The sequence below is a fragment of the Streptococcus mitis genome (assembly GCF_902159415.1).
Taxonomy (GTDB): domain Bacteria; phylum Bacillota; class Bacilli; order Lactobacillales; family Streptococcaceae; genus Streptococcus; species Streptococcus mitis_BG.
Map to the genome: position 1 here is coordinate 672827 of NZ_CABGJU010000001.1, position 23266 is coordinate 696092.

24 protein-coding genes are annotated in these 23266 nt (G+C 40.2%); 2 read left to right on the forward strand and 22 right to left on the reverse strand.

Annotated elements, in window-relative coordinates; translation table 11 throughout:
* Positions 1-13 precede the first annotated feature (13 nt).
* Positions 14-949, reverse strand: coding sequence for a dihydroorotate oxidase (locus FN031_RS03650; protein ID WP_142557664.1), 936 nt, complete (start codon positions 947-949; stop codon positions 14-16).
* A gap of 228 nt (positions 950-1177) precedes the next feature.
* Between FN031_RS03650 and gdhA the strand changes: the two genes are divergently transcribed.
* On the forward strand, positions 1178-2524 hold the full coding sequence (gdhA, locus tag FN031_RS03655) for an NADP-specific glutamate dehydrogenase (protein ID WP_142557666.1): 1347 nt from the start codon (positions 1178-1180) through the stop codon (positions 2522-2524).
* Between the two features lie 83 nt (positions 2525-2607).
* On the opposite strand, the gene alaS is transcribed toward gdhA, so the two are convergent.
* The 10 genes from alaS to budA all read right to left on the reverse strand — a co-directional run bounded on the left by alaS (position 2608) and on the right by budA (position 12955).
* Positions 2608-5226: an alanine--tRNA ligase gene (gene alaS / locus FN031_RS03660; RefSeq protein WP_142557668.1), complete on the reverse strand. Its 2619-nt coding sequence runs from the start codon at positions 5224-5226 to the stop codon at positions 2608-2610.
* A gap of 16 nt (positions 5227-5242) precedes the next feature.
* Complete coding sequence (locus tag FN031_RS03665) at positions 5243-5728, reverse strand: LURP-one-related/scramblase family protein (protein ID WP_142557671.1); 486 nt, start codon at positions 5726-5728, stop codon at positions 5243-5245.
* Positions 5729-5978: 250 nt separating this feature from the next.
* The gene (locus FN031_RS03675; protein WP_142557675.1) at positions 5979-6344 is read right to left on the reverse strand and encodes a DUF3021 family protein; all 366 of its coding nucleotides are present in this window, start codon (positions 6342-6344) and stop codon (positions 5979-5981) included.
* A 186-nt stretch (positions 6345-6530) separates the two neighbouring features.
* Positions 6531-7601 (reverse strand): ABC transporter substrate-binding protein, encoded by a 1071-nt coding sequence (locus FN031_RS03680; RefSeq protein ID WP_142557677.1) that lies wholly within the window; start codon positions 7599-7601, stop codon positions 6531-6533.
* Positions 7598-8371, reverse strand: a complete 774-nt coding sequence (locus FN031_RS03685) for an ABC transporter permease (RefSeq protein WP_142557679.1) — start codon at positions 8369-8371, stop codon at positions 7598-7600. The genes FN031_RS03680 and FN031_RS03685 overlap by 4 nt, the downstream gene beginning before the upstream one ends.
* Positions 8368-9174 carry an ABC transporter permease gene (locus FN031_RS03690; RefSeq protein WP_142557681.1) on the reverse strand — a complete coding sequence of 269 codons (807 nt, stop codon included), beginning with the start codon at positions 9172-9174 and terminating at the stop codon, positions 8368-8370. Before FN031_RS03690 ends, FN031_RS03685 begins: the two co-directional genes overlap by 4 nt.
* Positions 9155-10312 carry an ABC transporter ATP-binding protein gene (locus FN031_RS03695; RefSeq protein WP_142557683.1) on the reverse strand — a complete coding sequence of 386 codons (1158 nt, stop codon included), beginning with the start codon at positions 10310-10312 and terminating at the stop codon, positions 9155-9157. Before FN031_RS03695 ends, FN031_RS03690 begins: the two co-directional genes overlap by 20 nt.
* Before the next feature lie 131 nt (positions 10313-10443).
* Complete coding sequence (murB, locus tag FN031_RS03700) at positions 10444-11349, reverse strand: UDP-N-acetylmuramate dehydrogenase (protein ID WP_142557685.1); 906 nt, start codon at positions 11347-11349, stop codon at positions 10444-10446.
* A gap of 115 nt (positions 11350-11464) precedes the next feature.
* The gene (locus FN031_RS03705; protein ID WP_142557687.1) at positions 11465-12217 is read right to left on the reverse strand and encodes a YhfC family intramembrane metalloprotease; all 753 of its coding nucleotides are present in this window, start codon (positions 12215-12217) and stop codon (positions 11465-11467) included.
* A gap of 18 nt (positions 12218-12235) precedes the next feature.
* Positions 12236-12955: an acetolactate decarboxylase gene (gene budA / locus FN031_RS03710; RefSeq protein WP_142557689.1), complete on the reverse strand. Its 720-nt coding sequence runs from the start codon at positions 12953-12955 to the stop codon at positions 12236-12238.
* Between the two features lie 140 nt (positions 12956-13095).
* Here budA and FN031_RS03715 point away from each other — a divergent pair, with 140 nt between their 5' ends.
* The gene (locus tag FN031_RS03715) at positions 13096-14370 is read left to right on the forward strand and encodes an aminotransferase-like domain-containing protein (RefSeq protein WP_142557691.1); all 1275 of its coding nucleotides are present in this window, start codon (positions 13096-13098) and stop codon (positions 14368-14370) included.
* A gap of 17 nt (positions 14371-14387) precedes the next feature.
* Here FN031_RS03715 and FN031_RS03720 read toward each other — a convergent pair whose 3' ends face one another.
* From FN031_RS03720 to FN031_RS03770, 11 genes are all read right to left on the reverse strand, one after another.
* Complete coding sequence (locus tag FN031_RS03720; RefSeq protein WP_142557693.1) at positions 14388-15200, reverse strand: ABC transporter substrate-binding protein; 813 nt, start codon at positions 15198-15200, stop codon at positions 14388-14390.
* 132 nt (positions 15201-15332) lie between these two features.
* Positions 15333-15986: a phosphate signaling complex protein PhoU gene (gene phoU, locus FN031_RS03725; protein ID WP_142557695.1), complete on the reverse strand. Its 654-nt coding sequence runs from the start codon at positions 15984-15986 to the stop codon at positions 15333-15335.
* 11 nt (positions 15987-15997) lie between these two features.
* Positions 15998-16756 (reverse strand): phosphate ABC transporter ATP-binding protein PstB, encoded by a 759-nt coding sequence (gene pstB / locus FN031_RS03730; protein WP_142557697.1) that lies wholly within the window; start codon positions 16754-16756, stop codon positions 15998-16000.
* A gap of 12 nt (positions 16757-16768) precedes the next feature.
* Positions 16769-17572 carry a phosphate ABC transporter ATP-binding protein PstB gene (gene pstB, locus FN031_RS03735; protein ID WP_049495489.1) on the reverse strand — a complete coding sequence of 268 codons (804 nt, stop codon included), beginning with the start codon at positions 17570-17572 and terminating at the stop codon, positions 16769-16771.
* Positions 17573-17582: 10 nt separating this feature from the next.
* Positions 17583-18467, reverse strand: a complete 885-nt coding sequence (gene pstA, locus FN031_RS03740; protein ID WP_142557700.1) for a phosphate ABC transporter permease PstA — start codon at positions 18465-18467, stop codon at positions 17583-17585.
* Positions 18457-19374, reverse strand: coding sequence for a phosphate ABC transporter permease subunit PstC (gene pstC / locus FN031_RS03745; protein WP_142557702.1), 918 nt, complete (start codon positions 19372-19374; stop codon positions 18457-18459). Before pstC ends, pstA begins: the two co-directional genes overlap by 11 nt.
* Complete coding sequence (locus FN031_RS03750; RefSeq protein ID WP_142557704.1) at positions 19374-20252, reverse strand: phosphate ABC transporter substrate-binding protein PstS; 879 nt, start codon at positions 20250-20252, stop codon at positions 19374-19376. The genes pstC and FN031_RS03750 overlap by 1 nt, the downstream gene beginning before the upstream one ends.
* A 116-nt stretch (positions 20253-20368) precedes the next feature.
* The gene (locus FN031_RS03755) at positions 20369-21673 is read right to left on the reverse strand and encodes an RsmF rRNA methyltransferase first C-terminal domain-containing protein (RefSeq protein WP_142557706.1); all 1305 of its coding nucleotides are present in this window, start codon (positions 21671-21673) and stop codon (positions 20369-20371) included.
* On the reverse strand, positions 21674-22444 hold the full coding sequence (locus FN031_RS03760; RefSeq protein WP_142557708.1) for an inositol monophosphatase family protein: 771 nt from the start codon (positions 22442-22444) through the stop codon (positions 21674-21676).
* Positions 22434-22712: a UPF0223 family protein gene (locus FN031_RS03765; RefSeq protein ID WP_142557710.1), complete on the reverse strand. Its 279-nt coding sequence runs from the start codon at positions 22710-22712 to the stop codon at positions 22434-22436. The genes FN031_RS03760 and FN031_RS03765 overlap by 11 nt, the downstream gene beginning before the upstream one ends.
* Complete coding sequence (locus tag FN031_RS03770; RefSeq protein ID WP_142557712.1) at positions 22713-23114, reverse strand: Spx/MgsR family RNA polymerase-binding regulatory protein; 402 nt, start codon at positions 23112-23114, stop codon at positions 22713-22715.
* Positions 23115-23266 lie beyond the last annotated feature (152 nt).

Consider the following 23266-nt stretch of genomic DNA (forward strand, 5'->3'; position numbering starts at 1 on the left):
TTTTAAAATAGATTTAGTCAATATAGTGCAATTTCCCACGGAAGTCTTCCAAGGATGCATAGCCTTTATCTTCCATGATTGCTTTTAGTTCAGCTGTGATACGTTCAAAAGCGCTAACGCCTTCTTTATGCAAGGTTGTACCAATCTGAACCATGCTGGCTCCACAAAGGATATGTTCAAAGGCATCCCGCCCTGTCAAGACACCACCAGTACCGATAATCTGAATTTCTGGTTTCAAGCGTTGATAAAAGGCATGAACATTAGCAAGAGCAGTTGGTTTAATATATTCTCCACCAATACCACCAAAGCCATTTTTAGGGCGAATAACCACTGTTTCATCCTCAATATAAAGACCATTTCCAACAGAGTTTACACAGTTAACAAACTTAAGTGGATACTTGTTAAAAATCTCTGCTGCTTGGTCAAAGTGAACAATGTCAAAGTAAGGTGGAAGCTTAATTCCTAGAGGTTTTGTAAAGTAGGCAAAGACTTCTGATAAGATACGATCAGTTGTTTCAAAGTCATAGGCAATTTGAGGTTTACCTGGTACATTTGGACAAGATAGATTGAGTTCTGTCAAACCTTTATAGTCACTTGCTTGTACTTTTTTCAAGATGGTATGTGTTTCTTCAGGAGACATGCCCACTAAAGAAAGGAAGAAAGTCCTATTTGGTTCTTTTTCCTGCAAATCTAAGAGATAGTCTAAATAGTATTCGAGACCATTATTAGGTAAGCCCATGGAGTTAATGGAACCGAGCGGAACATCTTGATAGCGTGGTTCAGGATTTCCCTGACGGAACTCCAGGGTAGCTGTCTTGGTTACAAAAGTTCCAGCCGCAGAGTTTTTAACTCCTTCTAACTCTTCAATCGTCATACAAGCAACACCTGCTGCATTCATCAAGCAATTATCAAACTCAAAACCAGCAATCTGTGTTTTAGTTGATACCATGATTCTATTCCTCCAAAATCCATTATTTCTCTATTATTATACCATACTTTGGCAGGAGCCTTTTAATAAAACTAACCCTATAAAAAGTTTCTGATACAGCTTATAAAAATAGCTTATTCAAATTGAAAGAATTTTTAGAAAATTTATGTTTTTTTCTTTACACTGAAAATTTTTTCTGCTATAATGTCTCATGTAATAAAATATGACAACAAACAAAAGGAGAACGATATGACATCTGCTAAAGAATATATCCAAAGCGTGTTTGAAACTGTAAAAGCTCGTAACGGGCATGAGGCTGAATTTCTCCAGGCGGTTGAAGAATTCTTCAGTACTTTGGAACCTGTCTTTGAAAAACACCCTGAGTATATTGAAGAAAACATCTTGGCACGTATCACTGAACCTGAGCGCATTATTTCCTTCCGTGTTCCATGGGTTGACCGTGATGGCAAAGTACAAGTCAACCGTGGTTATCGTGTTCAATTTAACTCGGCTGTTGGACCATATAAAGGCGGACTTCGTTTCCACCCAACTGTAAACCAAGGGATTTTGAAATTCCTCGGATTCGAACAAATCTTTAAAAACGTCTTGACCGGACTTCCTATCGGTGGAGGTAAAGGTGGATCAGACTTCGATCCTAAAGGCAAAACTGATGCTGAAGTGATGCGCTTCTGCCAAAGCTTCATGACTGAATTGCAAAAATACATCGGACCTTCTCTTGACGTACCTGCTGGTGATATCGGTGTCGGCGGACGTGAAATTGGTTACCTTTATGGACAATACAAACGCCTCAACCAATTTGATGCTGGTGTCTTGACTGGTAAACCTCTTGGCTTTGGTGGTAGCTTGATTCGTCCAGAAGCAACTGGTTACGGTTTGGTTTACTATACTGAAGAAATGCTTAAAGCAAACGGCAACAGTTTTGCTGGTAAGAAGGTGGTTATCTCAGGTTCTGGTAACGTAGCTCAGTTCGCCCTTCAAAAAGCTACTGAACTTGGTGCAACTGTCATCTCTGTATCTGACTCAAATGGTTATGTCATAGATGAAAATGGTATCGACTTTGACCTTTTAGCCGATGTTAAAAATAACCGTCGTGCTCGTTTAACTGAGTACGCTGCAGAAAAACCTACTGCTACTTATTATGAAGGTTCTGTATGGACTTACACTGATAACTACGACATCGCTCTTCCATGTGCGACTCAAAACGAAATCAACGGTGAAGCTGCGAAACGCTTGGTTGCTCAAGGCGTTATCTGTGTCTCTGAAGGTGCTAACATGCCTAGCGACCTTGAAGCTATCAAAGTCTACAAAGAAAATGGAATCCTTTACGGACCTGCCAAAGCTGCTAATGCTGGTGGTGTAGCTGTATCTGCTCTTGAGATGAGCCAAAATAGTCTTCGTCTTTCATGGACACGTGAAGAAGTTGACGGACGTCTCAAAGACATCATGACAAACATCTTCAACACTGCAAAAACAACTGCAGAAACATACGGTCTTGGTACTGACTACCTTGCAGGTGCAAATATTGCAGCCTTTGAAAACGTAGCAAATGCTATGATTGCCCAAGGTATTGTTTAATTCTAAAAATGAGCTCCTCACTATTCGTGGGGAGTTTTTCTGATGCAAAAAAATACCTATCCAAATGGATAGGTATTTAGTGATTACAATTTACCTGCTACGGCATCCAACAATTCTTGGATCTTCGCTTGGTTGCTTCCTCCTGCCATGGCCATGTCTGGTTTACCACCACCACGTCCATCAACGATTGGAGCCAATTCTTTGACCAAGTTACCTGCGTGGATGTCTTTTGTCTTGCTTGCTACAAGAAGGTTGACCTTGTCACCGATTGCTGCGACAAGAACAAGGACGTCTGAGTAGTCTTTTTGTTTCCAGTTATCTGCAAAGGTACGAAGAGCACCCGCATCAGAAACAGAAACTTGGCTAGCAATGTAACGGTGGCCGTTTGCTTCTTGAACATTCTTGAAGACATCACCTGCCGCTGCTGCTGCAGCTTTTTCCTTCAATTCAGCATTTTCTTTTTGCAATTGACGGAGTTGTTCTTGAAGTCCTTCCACCTTATGAGGTACTTCCTTGAGTTGAGGTGCTTTAATAGTTGCTGCGACCGCCTTGAGTGCATCTTCCTGTTCACGGTAGGCTTCAAAGGCTTCCTTACCAGTCACTGCCAAGATACGACGAGTTCCTGATCCGATCCCTTCTTCCTTGACAATCTTGAAGAGACCAATCTCAGAAGTATTACCTACGTGAGTACCACCACAAAGTTCAACTGAGTAGTCACCGATGGTCACAACACGAACTTCCTTACCGTATTTCTCACCAAAGAGGGCCATAGCTCCCATTTCTTTGGCTGTGTCAATGTCTGTCTCAACAGTCTTAACTGCAATGGCTTCCCAGATTTTTTCATTGACTTGCTGTTCAATAGCACGCAATTCTTCTGGAGTTACGGCTTGGAAGTGGGTGAAATCAAAGCGAAGGAATTCTACTTCGTTGAGAGATCCTGCTTGAGTTGCGTGGTGGCCAAGAATATTGTGAAGAGCCGCATGGAGCAAGTGAGTCGCAGTGTGGTTCTTCATGACACGGTGACGACGATTGCTATCGATGGCCAAAGTGTATTCTTGGTTCAAAGCAAGCGGTGCAAGGACTTCAACAGTATGAAGAGCTTGGCCGTTTGGCGCCTTTTGTACGTCAGTTACAGTCGCTACTAGGTTTCCTGCAGCATCCAAAATTTGACCGTGGTCAGCTATCTGTCCACCCATTTCAGCATAGAATGGTGTTTCTGCAAAGATCAGTGATGCAGTTCCTTCAGATACAGCTTCTACTTCTGCATTGTCCGCCACGATAGCCACCAACTTAGAAGGCAATTGGCTAGCATTGTAGTTGAAGACACTCTCAACTGTAATGTTTTGAAGGGTTTCATTTTGCATCCCCATAGATCCGCCTTTAACAGCTGACGCACGCGCACGCTCTTGTTGTTCCTTCATGGCTGCTTCGAATCCTTCACGGTCTACTGTCATTCCAGCTTCTTCAGCGATCTCTTCTGTCAGCTCTACTGGAAATCCGTATGTATCGTAGAGTTTGAAGACATCTTGACCAGAGATAACCGTTTGGCCTTTTTCTTTCAAGTCTGCTACGATACCTTGAGCAAAGTGCTGACCTGAGTGAAGGGTACGCGCAAATGACTCTTCCTCGCTCTTCACGATTTTTTCAATAAAGTCACGTTTTTCAAGCACTTCTGGGTAGTAGCTTTCCATGATTTTACCAACAGTTGGAACCAGTTTGTAAAGGAAAGGTTCGTTGATACCCAATTTTTGACCATGCATAGAGGCACGACGGAGAAGACGACGAAGGACATAACCACGACCTTCATTTCCAGGTAGGGCACCATCACCGATAGCAAATGACAATGAACGAATATGATCCGCAATAACCTTGAAGCTCATGTTGTCGCCATCTTGGTCGTAGACCTTACCAGACAACTTCTCAACTTCGCGAATGATAGGCATGAAGAGGTCTGTTTCAAAGTTTGTCTTAGCACCTTGGATAACGGCTACCAAACGCTCCAAACCAGCGCCCGTATCAATGTTCTTGTGTGGCAATTCCTTGTACTCGCTACGAGGAACTGTTGGGTCTGCGTTAAATTGTGACAAGACAATGTTCCAGATTTCGATGTAACGGTCGTTTTCGATATCTTCTGCAAGGAGGCGAATACCAATGTTTTCTGGGTCAAAGGCTTCCCCACGGTCGAAGAAGATTTCTGTATCTGGTCCAGAAGGTCCGGCACCGATTTCCCAGAAGTTGTCTTCGATTGGGATCAAGTGACTTGGGTCCACTCCCACTTCAATCCAGCGGTTGTAAGAATCTGTATCTGCTGGGTAGTAGGTCATATAGAGTTTTTCTTTCGGGAAGTCAAACCATTCAGGACTTGTCAAGAGCTCATAAGCCCATGTAATGGCTTCGTCACGGAAATAATCACCGATAGAGAAGTTTCCCAACATTTCAAACATAGTATGGTGACGGGCAGTCTTACCTACGTTTTCAATATCGTTGGTACGGATTGCCTTTTGTGCATTGGTAATACGTGGGTTCTCAGGAATAATAGTTCCGTCAAAGTATTTCTTGAGGGTTGCTACCCCAGAGTTGATCCACAAAAGTGTTGGGTCATTGACAGGAACTAAGCTAACAGATGGTTCTACAGAGTGGCCTTTGCTGGCCCAGAAATCAAGCCACATTTGGCGGACTTGTGCACTAGATAATTGTTTCATTTGTATCTCCTTTTTACTAATTTGATTCTCTTTCTAGCATTTCTACATAGTCGATAGCGACACAGAGGGAAATGACTAGGTCTGCATAAGATTCGTCATAGACGGTTACGGTATAGGTAGAGGTTAAATGGAAGAGTTCCTTGGCGATTTCCGCAATCACTTGATCACGGTCATCGAGGAGCTTAAAGTTTAAATCCCAGATATTTCCCTCAATGCGAAGACCTATGTTATCAAATTCATACTTATCTCTAAAGAAAGTCAACTTCTTTCGGATATAAAAACTATCTCCATTACTGAGTTGAATCTCAAAGCGTGGCATGAAGGTCAACATTTCTTTACTAATCTCACTGATCTGTTCACCAGAATTATCAAAAATAGTAAAGGTCTTAGGAATCTTAAAAAATGAACCTTCAACCTGATAGGCGACATTGCCCATTTCATCCTTGATATCAAAGCGTTCACCACCTAGGCGAAATTTTTGTTTGACAAGAAATCTTCTCATAAGTACCTCCAAAAATAAAAGACAAATCCATATCACGAAGGGCGAAAAACCGCGGTACCACCTTCATTCAATGAACTTGTCATTCTTGATTCTTATGCAATTGTTACAATCGAGTAGCATGATTTTCTATCTTAGATGGCTCGCAGCACCGCCATTTCTCTGGACTAAGACAATTAAAAATCAATTCTCAACTCTAGTATTATACCGTTTTTGAAGAGGTTCGTCAAGCTTAATAACCATGAAGTAAAACTCATTTTTTTAACAGTTTACCAAATATTATATAGGCGATAGACCACAAGAAACATCCAACCAATAAGAATTGACCTAAAACAATGAGATAATCCAAAATTGAGACCAACTTATACCATCCACTAAATAGAAGACAAGGAAGAACAGTAAATAGCATAATGATAAAATGTATAATAGATTGTTTAAATAGCGACCATTTTTCAATTTCATAAATTACCGAGGCTGATGCTATCGAGGTAGCAATAATGCCAACCAAAAATGTACTTTTAACCTGAAAAATATCAGTCCCTTGAAGTCTCATAAAAATTGCCAAACTGGTCATAATGACAAAAGGAATCATTCCTCTAAAAATAGCTTTTTTAATCATAGCTATTACCTCAATCATAAATTAAAATGCCTTTAACTCTATCGAAATTATAGCATAGTTAAGTATATTTTTCTACTAATTCATAATCTATTTTAATAAATAACCTAGCCATAAAATGGTTAATTTTCTATGGCTAGGTTTTATTTTTTTGTCTGATTGAAATTATTTCCGATAGCAGATAATCTCCTACTTCCGATACATCTTAAATTGTAAGAAGAGATCACTGTAGATTCCTGTCCATTTATGATCAAACTTCTCATAAACTTCGAGGTGTTTCATAGTATCTGCATCTGGATAGAAGGACTTGTCCTCTTTTATCTCCTCAGGGAGCATTTCCTTAGCAGCATTGTTTGGTGTTGAATAGCCGACATACTCTGCATTCTTGAGAGCATTTTCAGGCTTCAACATAAAGTTGATAAAGGCATAGGCTGCATCTTGGTTCTTGACAGTTTTAGGAATAACCATGTTGTCAAACCAGAGGTTACTTGCTTCTGTCGGTACAACGTATTTGAGGTTAGGATTCTTTTCCAACATCTGGCTGGCTTCTCCTGAGAAGGTCACACCAATAGCAGCATTGTTCTGAATCATGTAACCCTTCATCTCATCGGCTACAATAGCCTTAATATTAGGAGTCAGTTCATACAGTTTATCAACCGTTTGTGATAGTTGTTGAGGATCTTTTGAGTTGAGGCTATAGCCTAGTGAGTTAAGACCTAACCCAAGTACTTCACGCGCCCCATCAAAGAGCATAATCGAATCCTTGTATTCTGGTTTCCAGAGGTCGTCCCAATGCTCAGGTGCTTCTTCCACCATGGTTTCATTGTAGACAATTCCCAAAGTTCCCCAGAAGTATGGTATAGAATATTCATTATTTGGGTCAAAGGATTGGTTGAGAAACTCTGGACCAATATTCTCAATTCCCTCAATCTTACTATAATCTAATGGAACCAAGAGGTCTTCATCCTTCATCTTGTTGATCATGTACTCACTCGGGATAGCAATATCATAGGTTGTCCCACCCTGCTTGATTTTGGTGTACATAGCTTCGTTAGAGTCAAAGGTTTCGTACTGAACTTGGATTCCTGTTTCTTCTGTAAATTTCTCCAGAAGTTCAGGGTCGATATAATCTCCCCAGTTGTAGATAACCAGTTTTTGACTATCACGGCTATTGATTTTACTATCAAGATGATAGGAAATCCCCCACAAGACGAGGATAATCGCTAAAATTCCTGCTAAAAATGAATAGAGTTGTTTCATGCTTGTTCCTCCTTCTCACGTGAAATGAAGTAATATCCGATAACTAGGATAATACTAAAGAGAAAGACCAAGGCTGAAAGAGCATTGATTTCCAGCGAAATTCCCTTACGAGCTCGAGAGTAGATCTCAACTGACAAGGTTGAAAAACCATTTCCCGTTACAAAGAAGGTCACAGCAAAGTCATCTAGGGAATAGGTGAAAGCCATAAAGTAGCCTGCAATGATAGACGGAGTTAGGTAAGGAAGCATAATTTCCTTGAACATCTGGAACTGACTAGCTCCAAGGTCATAGGCTGCATGAATCATATCTCCATTCATCTCTTTCAATCGTGGCAAGACCATGAGCACTACGATAGGAATCGAGAAGGCTACGTGACTGGAAAGAACCGTCAGAAAACCAAGTGAAAACTTGAGTTGGGTAAAGAGAATCAAGAAGCTAGCACCAATCATAACGTCTGGCGCAACCATCAAAATGTTATTGAGAGATAGAAAGGCTTCTTGGTATTTTTTGCGTGATTGGTAAATATAGACAGCCCCAAAAGTCCCAATCACTGTTGCTATCAAGGCTGATAGAAAGGCTAGTAAAAAGGTCTGAACCAAGATGAGCATGAGCCTTCCATCACCAAACATAGTTTCAAAGTGAGACAAACTAAAGCCTGTAAAGCTATTCATATCATCCCCAGCATTGAAGGCATATCCGATCAGGTAAAAGATTGGCAAATAAAGGACGATAAAGACAAAGGCTAGGTATAGATTTGATAATTTTTTCATCGTTCTCTCCTTTCCTTAGTCACCCACATAGTGATAAACATAGTCAGGATAAGAACAACACCGATAGTTGAACCCATTCCATAGTTGTCATTGGTCAAGAAGTTCTGCTCGATGGCAGTTCCCAAAGTAATCACTCGGTTCCCCCCAATCAAACGGGTCAACATGAAGAGACTCAAACTTGGGATAAAGACAGATTGAACTCCGCTTCGCACCCCGTTCATAGAAAGAGGGAAGATGACATGGCGGAAGGTTTCCCACTTAGTTGCACCAAGATCATAGCTGGCATTAATGAGATTGTGATCCATATCATCCAAAACATTGAAGATGGGCAAAATCATAAATGGAAGCTCGATATAGCTTGCGACAAAGATAAATGAGAAATCTGTAAATAGCAACTGCTGAGAACCAATTCCGATAAACTCTAGGAATTGATTAATAGAGCCATTTTGACCAAAAATTCCGATGAAGGCATAGGCCTTAAGGAGAAGGTTGATCCAGGTTGGCAAAATGATTAGCATGAGCCATAGTTGACGGTGTTTGAGACGAGTCAAAAAGAGGGCTGTTGGATAACTGATCAGAAGCGTCACTAAAGTCACAATCCCTGCATAGAGAACAGAGTTGAAGCTCATTTTGAGATAGGTTAAGTTTTGTGACGCAAAATAGGATTTATAGTTTTCTAAACTAAACTGGCCTTCAATGTTGAAAAATGATTGTCCAAAAATCAAGACCAAGGGTGCGAGGACAAAAAGTGCAATCCAAAGCATGTAGGGCACTACAAAGAGTTTAGAGGTTGTTTTCTTCATCTCTTTCCTCCTCAATAGCGTTAATCAAACCTGCTTCTTGCTCTTCGATTTCTACGTATTCTTCGATACGAGCATCGAACTCTTCTTCTGTTTCATTGAGACGCATGATGTGGATGTCTTCTGGTTCAAAGTCCAGACCAATTTCCTCACCAACGATGGCCTTACGAGTCGAGTGAATCATCCATTCGTTACCAAGTTCATCATAGGCAATAATCTCATAGTGCACGCCACGAAAGAGCTGCGTGTCGACCTTAACTTGAAGCTTTCCTTCTTCTGGAAGAGTAATGCGCAAGTCCTCTGGACGAATGACGACTTCGACTGGTTCATTTGGCTTCATCCCACCGTCAACCGCTTCAAATCGTTTACCATTGAACTCAACCAAGTAGTCCTCAATCATGGTTCCTGGCAGGATATTTGATTCACCGATAAAGGTAGCTACAAAGTGGTTGATAGGCTCATCGTAGATATCAACTGGTGTACCTGACTGAACAATCTCACCATCATTCATAACGAAAATCCAGTCACTCATGGCCAGGGCTTCTTCCTGATCATGGGTAACAAAAACAAAGGTGATGCCCAAGCGTTGTTGGAGTTCACGGAGTTCGTATTGCATGTCTGTCCGCAACTTTAAGTCCAGTGCTGACAAGGGCTCATCTAGTAAGACTACTCGAGGTTGGTTGATGATGGCACGCGCAATAGCCACACGCTGGCGTTGCCCTCCAGATAGCCTACGGATTGAACGCTTTTCATATCCTTCAAGCTGTACCATCTTGAGAACTTCTAAGACACGTTTTTCGATTTCCTTTTTATCGATCTTTCGCAAGCGCAATGGAAAGGCAACATTTTCAAAGACATTCATGTGCGGGAACAAGGCGTAAGATTGGAAGACTGTGTGAACATCACGCTTATTGGTAGGGATATCATTGATTCGCACGCCATCCAGCAAAATATCTCCCGTCGTTGCATCCAACAAACCTGCTATGATATTAAGAATGGTTGATTTTCCTGAACCAGAAGCTCCTAGCAGTGTATAAAATTTTCCTTCTTCCAACTCAAAGTTAATATCCTTGAGAACCTTAGTGTCACTATCTTCAAAAACTTTAGAAACGTTTCTGAATTCGATAATTGGTTTTTTCAATTCCTCTAAATTCCTTTTTCTTCGTAAATTAACAGATTGGGACCTTGTTAAATGCTAGCAATGACTGTAAGGAATTGACCAAACCATCTAGCGATAAAATCCCAATCTTTGTATAATGTTTAATAATAATGTTATTCGTGTTCACCTAAGATACGAACTTCTCGCTCTAAGGTAACACCTGAATGTTCTTTAACTTTTTCAATGACAGACTCAATTAAGTCTTCATAATCTCGAGCAGACCCATCGGCTACATTAATCATAAAGCCTGCATGCTTTTCTGAGACTTCGACGCCACCGATACGGTAACCTTTTAAACCAGCTTCTGAGATTAATTGCCCTGCAAAATTCCCAACTGGACGCTTGAAGACAGAACCACATGATGGATATTCCAAAGGTTGTTTGAGTTCTCGAAGGTGGGTCAAACGTTCCATTTCTTGATTGATAGTCTCATAATTCCCTGGAGATAGTGCAAATTTAGCTGATAAGACTACTGCTCCAGAATCTTGAATAGCTGAATGACGATAACCAAAGGCTAGATCCTTAGCTGATAAGATTTCAATTTCCCCATCTTTGGTCAATACTTTGCAAGACTGCAAAATATTAGAAATCTCTCCACCGTAGGCACCAGCATTCATAAAGACAGCACCACCGATGCTTCCGGGAATACCACAGGCAAACTCAAATCCTGTCAAACTATGGCGTAGAGCAATGCGAGTGGTCTCAATCAGGTTAGCTCCCGCTTCTGCTTCAATGGTATAACCATCTACTGAAACATTGTTGAGCTTGTCACACATAATGACAAAGCCACGAATTCCGCCTTCTCGGACGATAATATTACTGGCATTTCCAAGAACCATCCATGGGATATTTTCTTGATTAGCGAACTTAACCACACGGGCCATCTCATAATGATTGCGAGGAAAAGCTAAGTAATCTGCCTTCCCTCCCACTTTCGTATAGGTATAAGTTTTCAATGGCTCATCGAATCGAATATCAATTCCTTCTAAGGTTTCTTTTAATTTATCTAGTACTGTCATATCTCTCATCCTTTTATAAAATCCATTCTATTATACCATTTTTAGCATGATTTTTCGATGATTATGTCGCCTTTTTCAAAAGGCCATAAAAAAAAGAGGCTGGGCCTCTTTGACACTATTGTTTTTTGCAAAAGATTGATTTTGTTAGGAAGATAAATCCTACAACTTCTACTGCCAGTAATCCTTCTACAATAAGTGGATTAGAAATCCAGCCAACTTGCGATAGTGCAGGAGCCAAATCAAATAAAGCATGTAAAGCGTAGGCTGCTAGTAGATAAATCCATTTCTTTTGACGAACAGCTTGATAAACCCAAACAGTCAAACCAACTTGGATCATCATAGCGAGGATTCTCTCAAGACCCAAGAGGTAAACTTGCCAAGGAGCTAAAGTCCGAATGGTTTCCAGCATATTCTCTGTCAAGAGTTCTAAAACCTTAGGGTTTTGAGATTGGACAGCTGAAAATAGGATAAAGAGATTTATTAGGCTAGCAATCCCAACATAAAGTAATTCTAATCCACCGTGACCAAGACCATAGGCAAGGGCATCCGAAACTTCTAATTTTCTTTTCTTCTCCAACCATTTGAAGAAGATAAAGCGAGCTGTTTCTTCAAATAGAGCAGCCATTGCAATTCCATAAATTACATAGAGAAATGGATGCTCTGTCATGAGAGCAATTGTTCCATCCTTTTGCGGGCGAAGAACAAGAAGATGAACAATCTTCTCCAAGACCTGTGCCGATACGAAAAAGGCAATTGCTCCTAATCCTAAAACTGATAGATTTATCTTGTATTTCTTTCTCGCAAACCAAATAGCTGCAATCAGAAAAATGATTAAACCAATCATCGTTGCTATAATATGTCCATTCATATTTCTCTTCCTCTTCCTTTACTCTGACTGTTCAATATCTCTTTTCATCTCATCTACATCGAACTTTGCAAAAAGATACTTACGATCTTGAACTGGGAAACGTTGATCTAATTGATCAACAGCTCCTAATTCTACAATCCCTTCCTCGATGACAAAGTCCATCACATGACCACCAAATGTCAGGTCATCGGAAATGAAATGCAAATGGTAACCTGCGACACTAACCCCATGGAAAATTTCTGGGGTCCAGAAGCCAACAATAGTTCCAGACACATTTTCACGACGATACTCTGGTTGATGAGTCGCAACCTCTGCAAACTTTCTTTCAGATGTTGACTTGGGAATCATACGTACATGCATATGCTTGAAATCCCCATGAATCTTGATAGAACGAAATAGATTTTCCCCATCATAATAGGACTCAATTCTTTCTTCTAATTCCTGATCAGTCATTTCAAAGCGCTGGCGGAAAATGACTTCAGCCTGATGGGGAACAACTGCCGCATAAGGAATCAAGGCATCAGGAGATACTTCAACAATCTCTGGTTCTTCACCTGATCCCTTGGCTTGATAAGCCTTTCCATCCAAGACAATCAGCTCGCCATCTATAGAGTCAAGAGTACCTATTCCTAAATCACCATGTTGAAGCAATTCACCTACTGTCAGACTTCCTCCATAAAGTCCAGCCATCAGTGCTCCTAAAGTATTGTATTGAAATAATTTTACTGGTTCACTCACCTTAGTATCCCATTCTTTCCAATGTTTTTACTTTCTAAGTATATCATAAATTCTCTTAGATTTGAATGGGTGACTGTTTCTCAACATTGCCAAACGTTCTAAAAAAAGGTACAATGTAACAAAATCAAGAGAGGTCATGGATGAAGAAACTAAGTAAGTATGAACAAGTTGTTGACTATCTAAAAGATGGGATCGAATCAGGAAGGTTTCCCACAGGCAGTCGCCTGCCCTCAATCCGTTCAATCAGTCAAGACTTCCATTGTAGTAAAGACACTGTCCAAAGAGCTCTTTTGGAACTAAGATACGAAAAGTACATCTACTCAAAACCACAAAGTGGCTATTATGTCTTGGAACAACAAAGCAGTCATGAAGATTTGGAAATACTAGTCAATGATGAGCACTTGGGTGCTTATGACGACTTTCGTCTTTGTGTCAATGAAACTTTAATCGGTCGTGAAAACTACCTCTACAACTACTATGAACACCAAGAAGGGTTAGAAGAGTTACGCCAGTCTGTTCAAAAACTACTCTTTGAGCAAGCTATTTACAGTAAGCCAGACCAATTGGTTCTTACATCAGGAACCCAGCAGGCTCTCTTTATCCTCTCTCAAATAGATTTCCCAAGTCAGGCACAGGAAATTCTGGTTGAGCAACCAACCTACCATCGAATGAATCAGCTTTTGCTAGCTCAAAATCTCCCCTATCAAACCATTGAACGACGAATTGACGGGATTGATCTAAATGAACTAGAGCAGCATTTTAAAACAGGTAAGATTAAATTTTTCTACACTATTCCACGGTTTCACTATCCTTTAGGGCATTCCTATTCTGAACAAGAAAAACGAGCTATTCTTGACTTAGCAGCCAAGTATCAGATTTATATCGTCGAAGATGACTACCTGGGAGACCTAGATCCTAAAATGGGGCAAACCTTTCATTACCTTGACCAAAATGATTTAGTCATCTATATCAAATCCTTTTCTACCAGCCTTTTTCCTGCTCTTCGGATAACTGCCCTCATTCTTCCAAATGCTATCAAAAAAGACTTTGTGTCCTATAAAAATATCCTTGACTATGATAACAATCTCATTATGCAAAAGGCCTTGTCTCTCTATATTGATAGTCAATTATTCGAAAAAAATAGACTAGCTAGGATAGTCCTTCAAGAAAAGAATCAAGCTCAGATTCAAAAACTTGTAAATAGCTATCCTATCAGCCTTCCAAGCTATCCTCTCCACGATGGACTCTTACTTGATTTGAGACAGTATTCTAAAATTGCCAGCCTCAAACATAGTCCTCTAAACCTTGACTTCTTTGAGTCCTCATATTTAGATAGCTGTCCTTATCAATTCGTAAAAGTACCGCTTGAATTGATTCAAGCAACTCTTAAATATTTAAAAACAGAGCTGGACTAATGTCCAACTCTGTTTTTTTATTGTTCTACTTCTGTTAACTTAGCAGCTTTTTCAAGATAAGTTTGATAGGTTCCCTCATCTTTTAATTTTTGGATGACCTTATCGACAACCTGTTTTAAGTCTTCATTCCCTTTCCTTATCGCTACTGCATTGGCCTCACCCTCATTCATGGTTAAAGACACACTAGCCACTTGTAAGTCTGAATTTTTTGTCGCATAACTAAGGGCTACTGGTTCATCCATGTGAACAGCATCGACTTTTCCAGATTGGAGTTCGTTGACTGCTTCACCCATATTACCTAAAGATACTAGTTTGGCCTGTGTAAGTTGCTCTTTGACCATAGATTCAGGAACAGTTCCTTTTTGGGCAGCAATACTGGCACTTGCTAAAGAATTCAAATCATTATATTTATCTAAATCTGCTTTTCTGATAAGAAAACTTGCCTTATTTTCGTAGTAAGGAATTGAAAAATCAAAGACTTCTTTTCTTTCATCGGTAGCGCTAATACCTGCAATCGCCAAATCAGCCTTACCTGTATGGAGACTGGTCAAGACATTATCAAAACTCATAGTCGAGATTACTAGTTTTACTCCAAGTTCATCTGCAATTGCTTGAGCCATATCAATATCTGCCCCAACAACTTGGTTTCTTCCGTCTAACAGGGCTTGAAACTCAAAGGGAGCATAGTCAGGGCTGGTTGCTACTACTAATTTACCTTTTTGCTTAATAGTTTCGAGGGCAGATTGGGAGTTGGAGCTAGAAGATTGACAAGCAACTAAGAAGAAACTTGCTATCAAAGCCGAAATTAGTAAAAACCACTTTTTATTCATAAATAAACACCATTTTACTTTAATTTGTATAATTATACTTTATGTACTAAATTTTGTCAAGTTTTACCGCATTTTCCAATAATAAACTGTATTACAAAAAGCTGATAACATTTATCAGCTTTTTCTTTAAATCTATAATTCTACAATCTTACCTGTTTCAAAATAAACAACCCATTCACAGATATTTTTAGCATAGTCACCGATGCGCTCCAAGTATGAAATCACTTGGAAGTAATCACGACCTGTGACGATAGCTTCCGGGTTTTTCTTGATTTCTGATGTAGCTAGATCACGGATGTTCTCAAAATATTGGTTAATTTTTTCATCCAAAGAAGCAACTTCATAGGCCTTATCAACAGAACCATTGAGGTAAAGTTCTAGGGTTGTTTCAACGAAATCCTTAACATCACGTCCCATGTTTTTAATTTCTTCTTCAACTGCTGGGATACGTTCTTCACCCTTCATACGAATAGTTGCTTCAGCGATAGATACAGCGTGATCTCCCATACGTTCCAAGTCAGAAACAGCCTTTAGAACTGTTAAAACTGTACGCAGGTCTTGTGAAACTGGCTGTTGAAGGGCAATAATTTCAAATGATTTCTTTTCAAGTTTCAATTCATATTCGTTGACATCTGCGTCTTTTTCGATAACTTCCTTTGCTAAGTCACGGTCATGGGTGACAAAGGCACGTACTGTACGATTGATTTGGGAAAGAACCTCTTGTCCCATAGCATAGAATTGGTTGTGCAATTTCTCTAAATCTTCTTCAAATTGAGATCGTAACATCTTTTCTCTCCTTATCCAAATTTACCTGAAATGTAGTCCTCGGTTTCCTTATGTTGAGGATAAAGGAACATTTCCTTGGTATCGTTAAATTCAATCAAATCTCCGTTTAGGAAGAATCCTGTCTTATCAGAGATTCGAGATGCTTGCTGCATAGAACGAGTGACCAAAAGCATAGTGTACTTGTCCTTCAGACTATATAGGGTTTCTTCAATTTTTCCAGCTGAAATAGGGTCCAAGGCTGAGGTTGGCTCATCCAAAAGAATAATCTTTGGACTAGTTGCCAATACACGGGCTACACAAACACGTTGTTGCTGTCCACCAGAAAGTCCAATAGCTGAATCATGCAAGCGGTCCTTGACCTCATCCCAGATTGAAGCACGAGTTAAGGCTTTTTCTACAGCTTCATCCAAGACTTGCTTGTCTTTCTCTCCATTAATCCTTAGTCCATAAACAACATTTTCGTAGATAGACATTGGGAATGGATTAGGTTGTTGGAAAACCATTCCAATTTCCTTACGTAATTCAACCGTATCGGTACGAGGGCTATAAATATTGTGACCATTATAGACCACTGAACCAGTAGTTGTCACCTCTGGATTTAAATCTCCCATACGATTGATAGCCTTGAGCAGGGTTGATTTTCCTGATCCTGATGGCCCTATAAGAGCTGTAATTTCCTTGGGTTGGAATGATAAGGAAACACTATTCAAAGCCTTCTTTTTGTTGTAATAAACAGACAGGTCTTTAATCTGCAAAATCGGTTCTGTCATACTGCTTCCTTTCTAACCAAAGTGTCCAGTTACATAATCATTGGTTGATTGTAGCTTCGCATTTTGGAAAATATTTGACGTTTTATCATACTCAATTAGATCGCCCAAGTAGAAAAATCCAGTATAGTCACTCGCACGCGCAGCCTGTTGCATACTGTGGGTAACGATGATGATGGTAAAATCCTTCTTCAATTCCAACATAGTTTCCTCAAGCTGAGCTGTCGCAATAGGATCCAAGGCTGATGCCGGCTCATCCATTAAGAGGATGTCTGGTTTTACAGAAATAGCACGCGCGATACAGAGACGTTGCTGCTGACCACCTGAAAGCGTCAAGGCTGACTTATGAAGGTCGTCTTTAACCTGATCCCAGAGGGCAGCCTGACGAAGAGAGGTTTCTACAATTTCATCAAGAACTTTCTTGTCCTTCACTCCTGCACGTTCATGTGCAAAGGTGATGTTGCGGTAAATTGATTTAGCAAATGGGTTTGGACGTTGGAAAACCATCCCAATGTGCTTACGCATTTCATAGACATTGATTTCAGGTCGGTTGACATCTATTCCTTGATAAAGAATTTGTCCTGTAACCTTTGCAATATCAATAGTATCATTCATACGGTTGAGACTGCGTAGGTAGGTTGATTTCCCAGAACCTGACGGTCCAATCAAGGCAGTAATTTTATTTTTTTCGAATTGCATATCCACGCCCTTGATGGATTCATTTTTACCGTAGTAAACATGTAAATCCTTCGTAGAGAGTGCCACTTTTTCTTCTGGAAAAGTAATGATATGCCTTTCATCCCAATTATATTTTGACATGGCTTCTCCTTTAGGCTGCGGTTAATTTCTTATGTAGATAGCTTCCGAGTTTACGTGCTCCAAAGTTAAAGATCAGGATAAAGATGAGGAGCACCGCTGCAGAACCTGCTGAAACCAAAGTTCCATCAGGAATGGTTCCTTCACTGTTGACTTTCCAGATATGAACAGCCAAGGTTTCTGCTTGACGGAAGATTGAGATTGGACTGGTTACGCTGAGAACATTCCAGTTAGACCAATCAAGAGCCGGTGCAGATTGACCTGCTGTATAGATAAGGGCTGCAGCTTCTCCAAAGATACGACCTGATGCAAGCACAATCCCCGTTACAATACCGGGAAGAGCTTCAGGAATAACAACATGAAGGACAGTTTCCCAACGAGAGATTCCAAGCGCCAAACCAGCTTCACGTTGCGTATGGTGAACGTGTTTCAAACTGTCTTCAACGTTACGAGTCATCTGTGGAAGATTAAAGACTGTCAAGGCCAAGGCACCAGAAATAATGGAAAACCCATACTCGAACTGGACTACAAAGATGAGGTAACCAAAGAGTCCCACAACTACGGATGGTAGAGAAGATAAGATTTCAATACAGGTACGGACAAAATTTGTAATCCGACCTTTTTTAGCATACTCTGCTAGGAAAATTCCAGCTCCCATTGAAAGAGGTACTGAGATAAATAAGGTAATCACCAAAAGGAAAAAGGAATTATAGAGCTGAATTCCAATACCACCACCTGCTTGATATGAGGATGATTTTCCTGTCAAGAATGACCAAGAAACATGAGGTAAACCTCGAACCAAGATATAAAGAATCAAGGAAGCTAGAATGGTCACAATGATTCCTGCGATGGTGTAGAGGACAGCTGTTGCAAGTTTGTCTAATTTCTTAGCGTGCATAGTTTTTCTTTCCTCTTTCTTTCGTAATTAGTTTAATGACACTGTTAAAGGCCAAGCTCATCAAAAGCAATACTAAGGCCAGTGACCAAAGAACATTATTATCAACAGTTCCCATAACGGTATTTCCGATTCCCATGGTCAATACAGAAGTCAAAGTCGCAGCTGGTGTCGTCAATGAAGTTGGGATAACAGCTGAGTTACCAACGACCATTTGAATCGCAAGAGCCTCACCAAAAGCACGCGCCATCCCGAAAACTACTGCCGTAAAAATACCTGAGCGGGCCGCCTTCAAGGTTACGCGCCAGATAGTTTGCCAGCGAGTTGCTCCCATAGCCAAACTGGCTTCCCGATAATGACGAGGCACTGCACGTAGGCTATCTGTAGTCATGAAAGTTACAGTTGGTAAGATCATAACAAAAAGAACAAAAATCCCTGACAAGATCCCAAACCCTGTTCCACCAAAGACAGTACGAACAAATGGAACGACGACCTGCAAACCAATAAATCCGTAAACGACCGAAGGAATCCCTACTAGAAGTTCGATAGCTGGTTGCAAAATCTTGGCTCCTTTTGGTGACACTTCTGTCATAAAGACTGCAGCACCAATGGCAAATGGAGTTGCAATCAGAGCTGACAGAATGGTAACAATAAAGGAACCTAAAATCATTGGAAGGGCACCGAACTGTTTCCCAGAAGGATTCCAAGTTGCACCAAAAAGAAAATCAAAGATATTCACACCATTTACAAAGAAGGTCGATAAGCCTTTCTGAGCCACGAATATCAAAATCATTGCAACAATGATAACAATCAAAGATAGACAGGCAAAGGTTAGCCCTTTTCCTAATTTCTCAAGACGAGAATTTTTTGAAGGAGAGAGCAATTTTTTAGATAATTCTTCTTGATTCATTATTGGCTCCCTTCTAGCGCTGTCACAGTACCTGCAGCATCTTTTTCGACCTTCATTTCCTTGACAGAAATATAGCCCATTCCTTTAACGATTCCATTCTGAGCTTCGTCTGAAAGGACAAAGTTTAGGAATTCGGCAACCAATTCATTTGGCTCACCAAGGGTATACATGTGTTCATAAGACCATAAAGGCCAATTGTTAGTTGTAACGTTTTCTGAGATTGGCTCATAGCCATTGAGTTTGATAGTCCCAACAGAATCATCAACATAGGCGAAGGCTAGGTAAGAAATAGCACCCGGTGTTTGAGAAACAATTGATTTAACCATTCCGTTTGAATCTTGTTCCTGACTTTGTACTGCTGATTTTCCATCCATAATCACACTGTCAAAGGTCGCACGAGAACCTGAGCTAGCAGCTCGGTTGATAATAGAAATTGCTAAATCCTTACCACCAACTTCTTTCCAGTTGGTAATTTCACCTGTGAAAATTTTGCGAAGTTGTTCAGTCGTAAGATTATCAACATCTACTTCTTTATTGATGATAACAGCTATACCCGCAACAGCTACCTTATGGTCAACTAAGGCAGTAGCATCAATACCATCTTTCTCCTCCGCAAATACATCAGAGTTCCCGACATCTACTGCTCCTGACTGGACTTGAGACAGACCTGTACCAGACCCACCTCCTTGAACGTTAACTGTCTTACCAATATTGGCAGATGCAAACTCATCTGCTGCAGCCTCAACTAAAGGTTGGAGGGCAGTTGATCCAACAGCAGTCATAGACTCCCCGCGATCAATCCAACTTGCACATCCTGCTAGCGAACCAGCAAGTAAAAGAGTTGCAAGAGAGATGGTGAGTTTTTTAAATTTTTTCACTATTTGTCTCCTTGAAAATAATGGTGAATAGCTTGGAAGATTTGAATATTTTCATGTATTTTACAAAATCATCCATACTTCCACTATAACATAGAATACTAGCTTTGACTAGTTTTTTACCTAAATCGCAGGCCCTTTGGAAAATAGTTTTTTAAGGTATTCCCGGTTACTTTGGCGAAACCTAAACCATTTCCTTGAACTAGGACTTGATACCAGCCATTTTGTAGACTTTCACCCAGCTGAATCGTTTCACCAGCCACGTATTTTAGAAAGTCTTCTTGACTAATTTCAAGACTTTGTTTGACTTGGCTGGGCTTCATTGCTAGGCCAAGAGAAAAGCTAGGTTCAAATCGCTTCTTCTTGAAAGTTCCTAGATGAAGTCCATTACGAGCGATTTTGAGCTTACTTAAGTCTGGTAACTCGCTTGGCAAGAGATAGAGCTGATCTCCAAAGACCTGAAGGATACCGGTAAGCTCCCCATTGAGATGTTTTTTTTCAAAATCTTGCCACAAGATCAACTGTTCACGACTGAGATTCGTCTTCGAAGGTTTGAACTTCCCAGTCTTGTTTTGTCCCTTAAACTGAAGATGGGCCACGAACTGACCTTCTCCCTTAAAGTGATGAGGGTACATTCTAGCTGTTTCAGGTAAATCAATTCCAGGTACCATTCCATTGATGTGTTGGATTGGAATCAATTCAAAATTATAGCTATCCAGTAACCATTGGACGATTTCTTCATTTTCTTCTGGAGCCCAAGTACAAGTAGAATAAACAAGTCGACCGCCATCAGCCAACATGGTAACAGCATCTTCTAAAATCTCACGTTGTAGATTAGCGCATTGTCTAGGATAATTCTCACTCCAATAATCCATAGCATCGGGCTGTTTACGAAACATTCCTTCACCTGAGCAAGGAGCATCTAGAACAATCAGGTCAAAATAACCTTTAAAGACCTTGGCTAAACGTTCTGCAGATTCATTGGTCACAACGACATTAGTCGCACCAAAGCGTTCCATATTTTCCACTAGGATTTTGGCGCGCTTGTTTGAAATTTCGTTAGAAACTAAAATACCGTCACCTGCTAAATAAGCAGCTAGCTGAGTTGATTTGCCGCCCGGCGCTGCTGCCAGATCTAAGACCTTCATTCCAGAACTTGGCTGGGCTACCTGAGCTACCATCTGAGCAGCTGGCTCCTGAGAATAAACCAAGCCTGTCACATGTTCAGGAGATTTCCCAGATACTTTTCCATAGTAGCCCCAAGGTGTGTTAGGAATAGGGTCAGAGAAAGTGCCTTGAGCTTCTTTTAAAGGATTGCTGCGAAATGCTGAGATGGCCTCATCATCAAAAGAGGCAAGAAAAGCTCTTGCCTCATCTCCAAGTATTTCTTCATATTTTTTTACAAATCCTTCCGGAAAGTTCATTTATGGTTTCCTTTCGTAAATATAGGATTGAATGTCTGGTAACATTTCTCTTGGAATCATCATGACAGGCTGGCAAGTCTGAAAATCAGGTTCTTCCCCAGAGAGAGTTATAACTTGATACCCGAGATTTTCCCCCAAGATACTTGCAGCTGCGTAATCCCAAGGTTTCAGATAGGTAATATAGGTCAATAGCTGACCAGATAAGATTTTCGAGAAACTGATAGCGGCACTTCCATAAACTCGTACTCCAAGTGAAGCATTCCCTAAATCAGCCACACCCCAAGCATTCGTTTCTAACATCCCAGCATTAATGGCCACTAGAAAATCACTCAAAGGTTTGGCTTTAAAAGGAGGCAAGAGTTCATTATTACAATAAGCTGGAAAGACTCCTCCACCATGGTAACAAACATCTTTCATAACATCGTAAATAATGCCAAATTGTCCTTGACCATTTTCGAAATAAGCTACCATGATAGCGAAATCTTCAGCTTGGGCAACAAAATTATTGGTTCCATCAATAGGATCAATGACCCAAACAGAACCTTGATCAACAGGAGTTTTTAAGTCTCCTTCTTCTGCACAGAACAAATCATGTGGATAGCGCGAACGAATCTTATCAATCAAGAGAGTCTGTACTTCCTTGTCCAACCTGGTCACCAAATCGGTCGGAGAAGATTTTCTCTCTATATGAAGGTCGCCTTTCATATGTCTTCGGATATAGCTTGCAGCCTCTCTAACAATTTCTTTAGCAAAGGCAAATTTATTTTTCAAGTGAAATCATCCCTTCCCCTTTTTCTTTAGCCATTTGAACTGCTCGATAGAAAGAATAGCCACTGGCTGTTTCAAATTCCCGTCCCAAACGTTTTTCTTCACTCTTACTTGGAACTACTATCTTAAATTCTTTATAAGAATCTAATAATTTTTTTGCTTCTATCTTTCCTTCATAAGCAACTTCAACATCATTAAAAAAAGAAAGCACTGAAGCAAGTTCTTCAGTGCTCCACGAAAAATCTAGTGGGTAACTATATTGTTTATTCATCTAATTTATACCAGCTCTTAAGGTAGCTTCCTTCAGTTCTTGTTTTCGATAACTTCTTGAAAGAAAAGCTCGGATTTCATCCTCATTAAAACCGATTTGCATCCGTTTGTCATCTATGATAATTGGACGACGCAAAAGACTCGGGTACTGTTCGATTAAACGAAGTAATTCCGACACTGAGATACTATCTACATCAATATTCAATTTTTGAAAAATCTTTGAACGAGTTGAAATAATGTCATCAGTACCGTTTTCGGTCAAGGAAAGAATATGTTGTAACTCTTTTCTTGTTAAAGGACTAGTCATAATATTGTGCTCTTGGAAAGGCACCTTATGATTATTTAGCCAAGCCTTTGCCTTACGGCATGATGTACAACTCGGTGATAAAAATAGTGTAATCATGCTTTTCTCTTCTTTGCATACTTTTCTGATTCTATTATACAACAAATTTAAGCGCTTGACTAGTTATTTCCATAAAAAAGCCTATTTTTATTTAAAAATAGACACTCTTGATAGATATATACTCTTTATGATTGTTCCTTCATTTAAGCGCA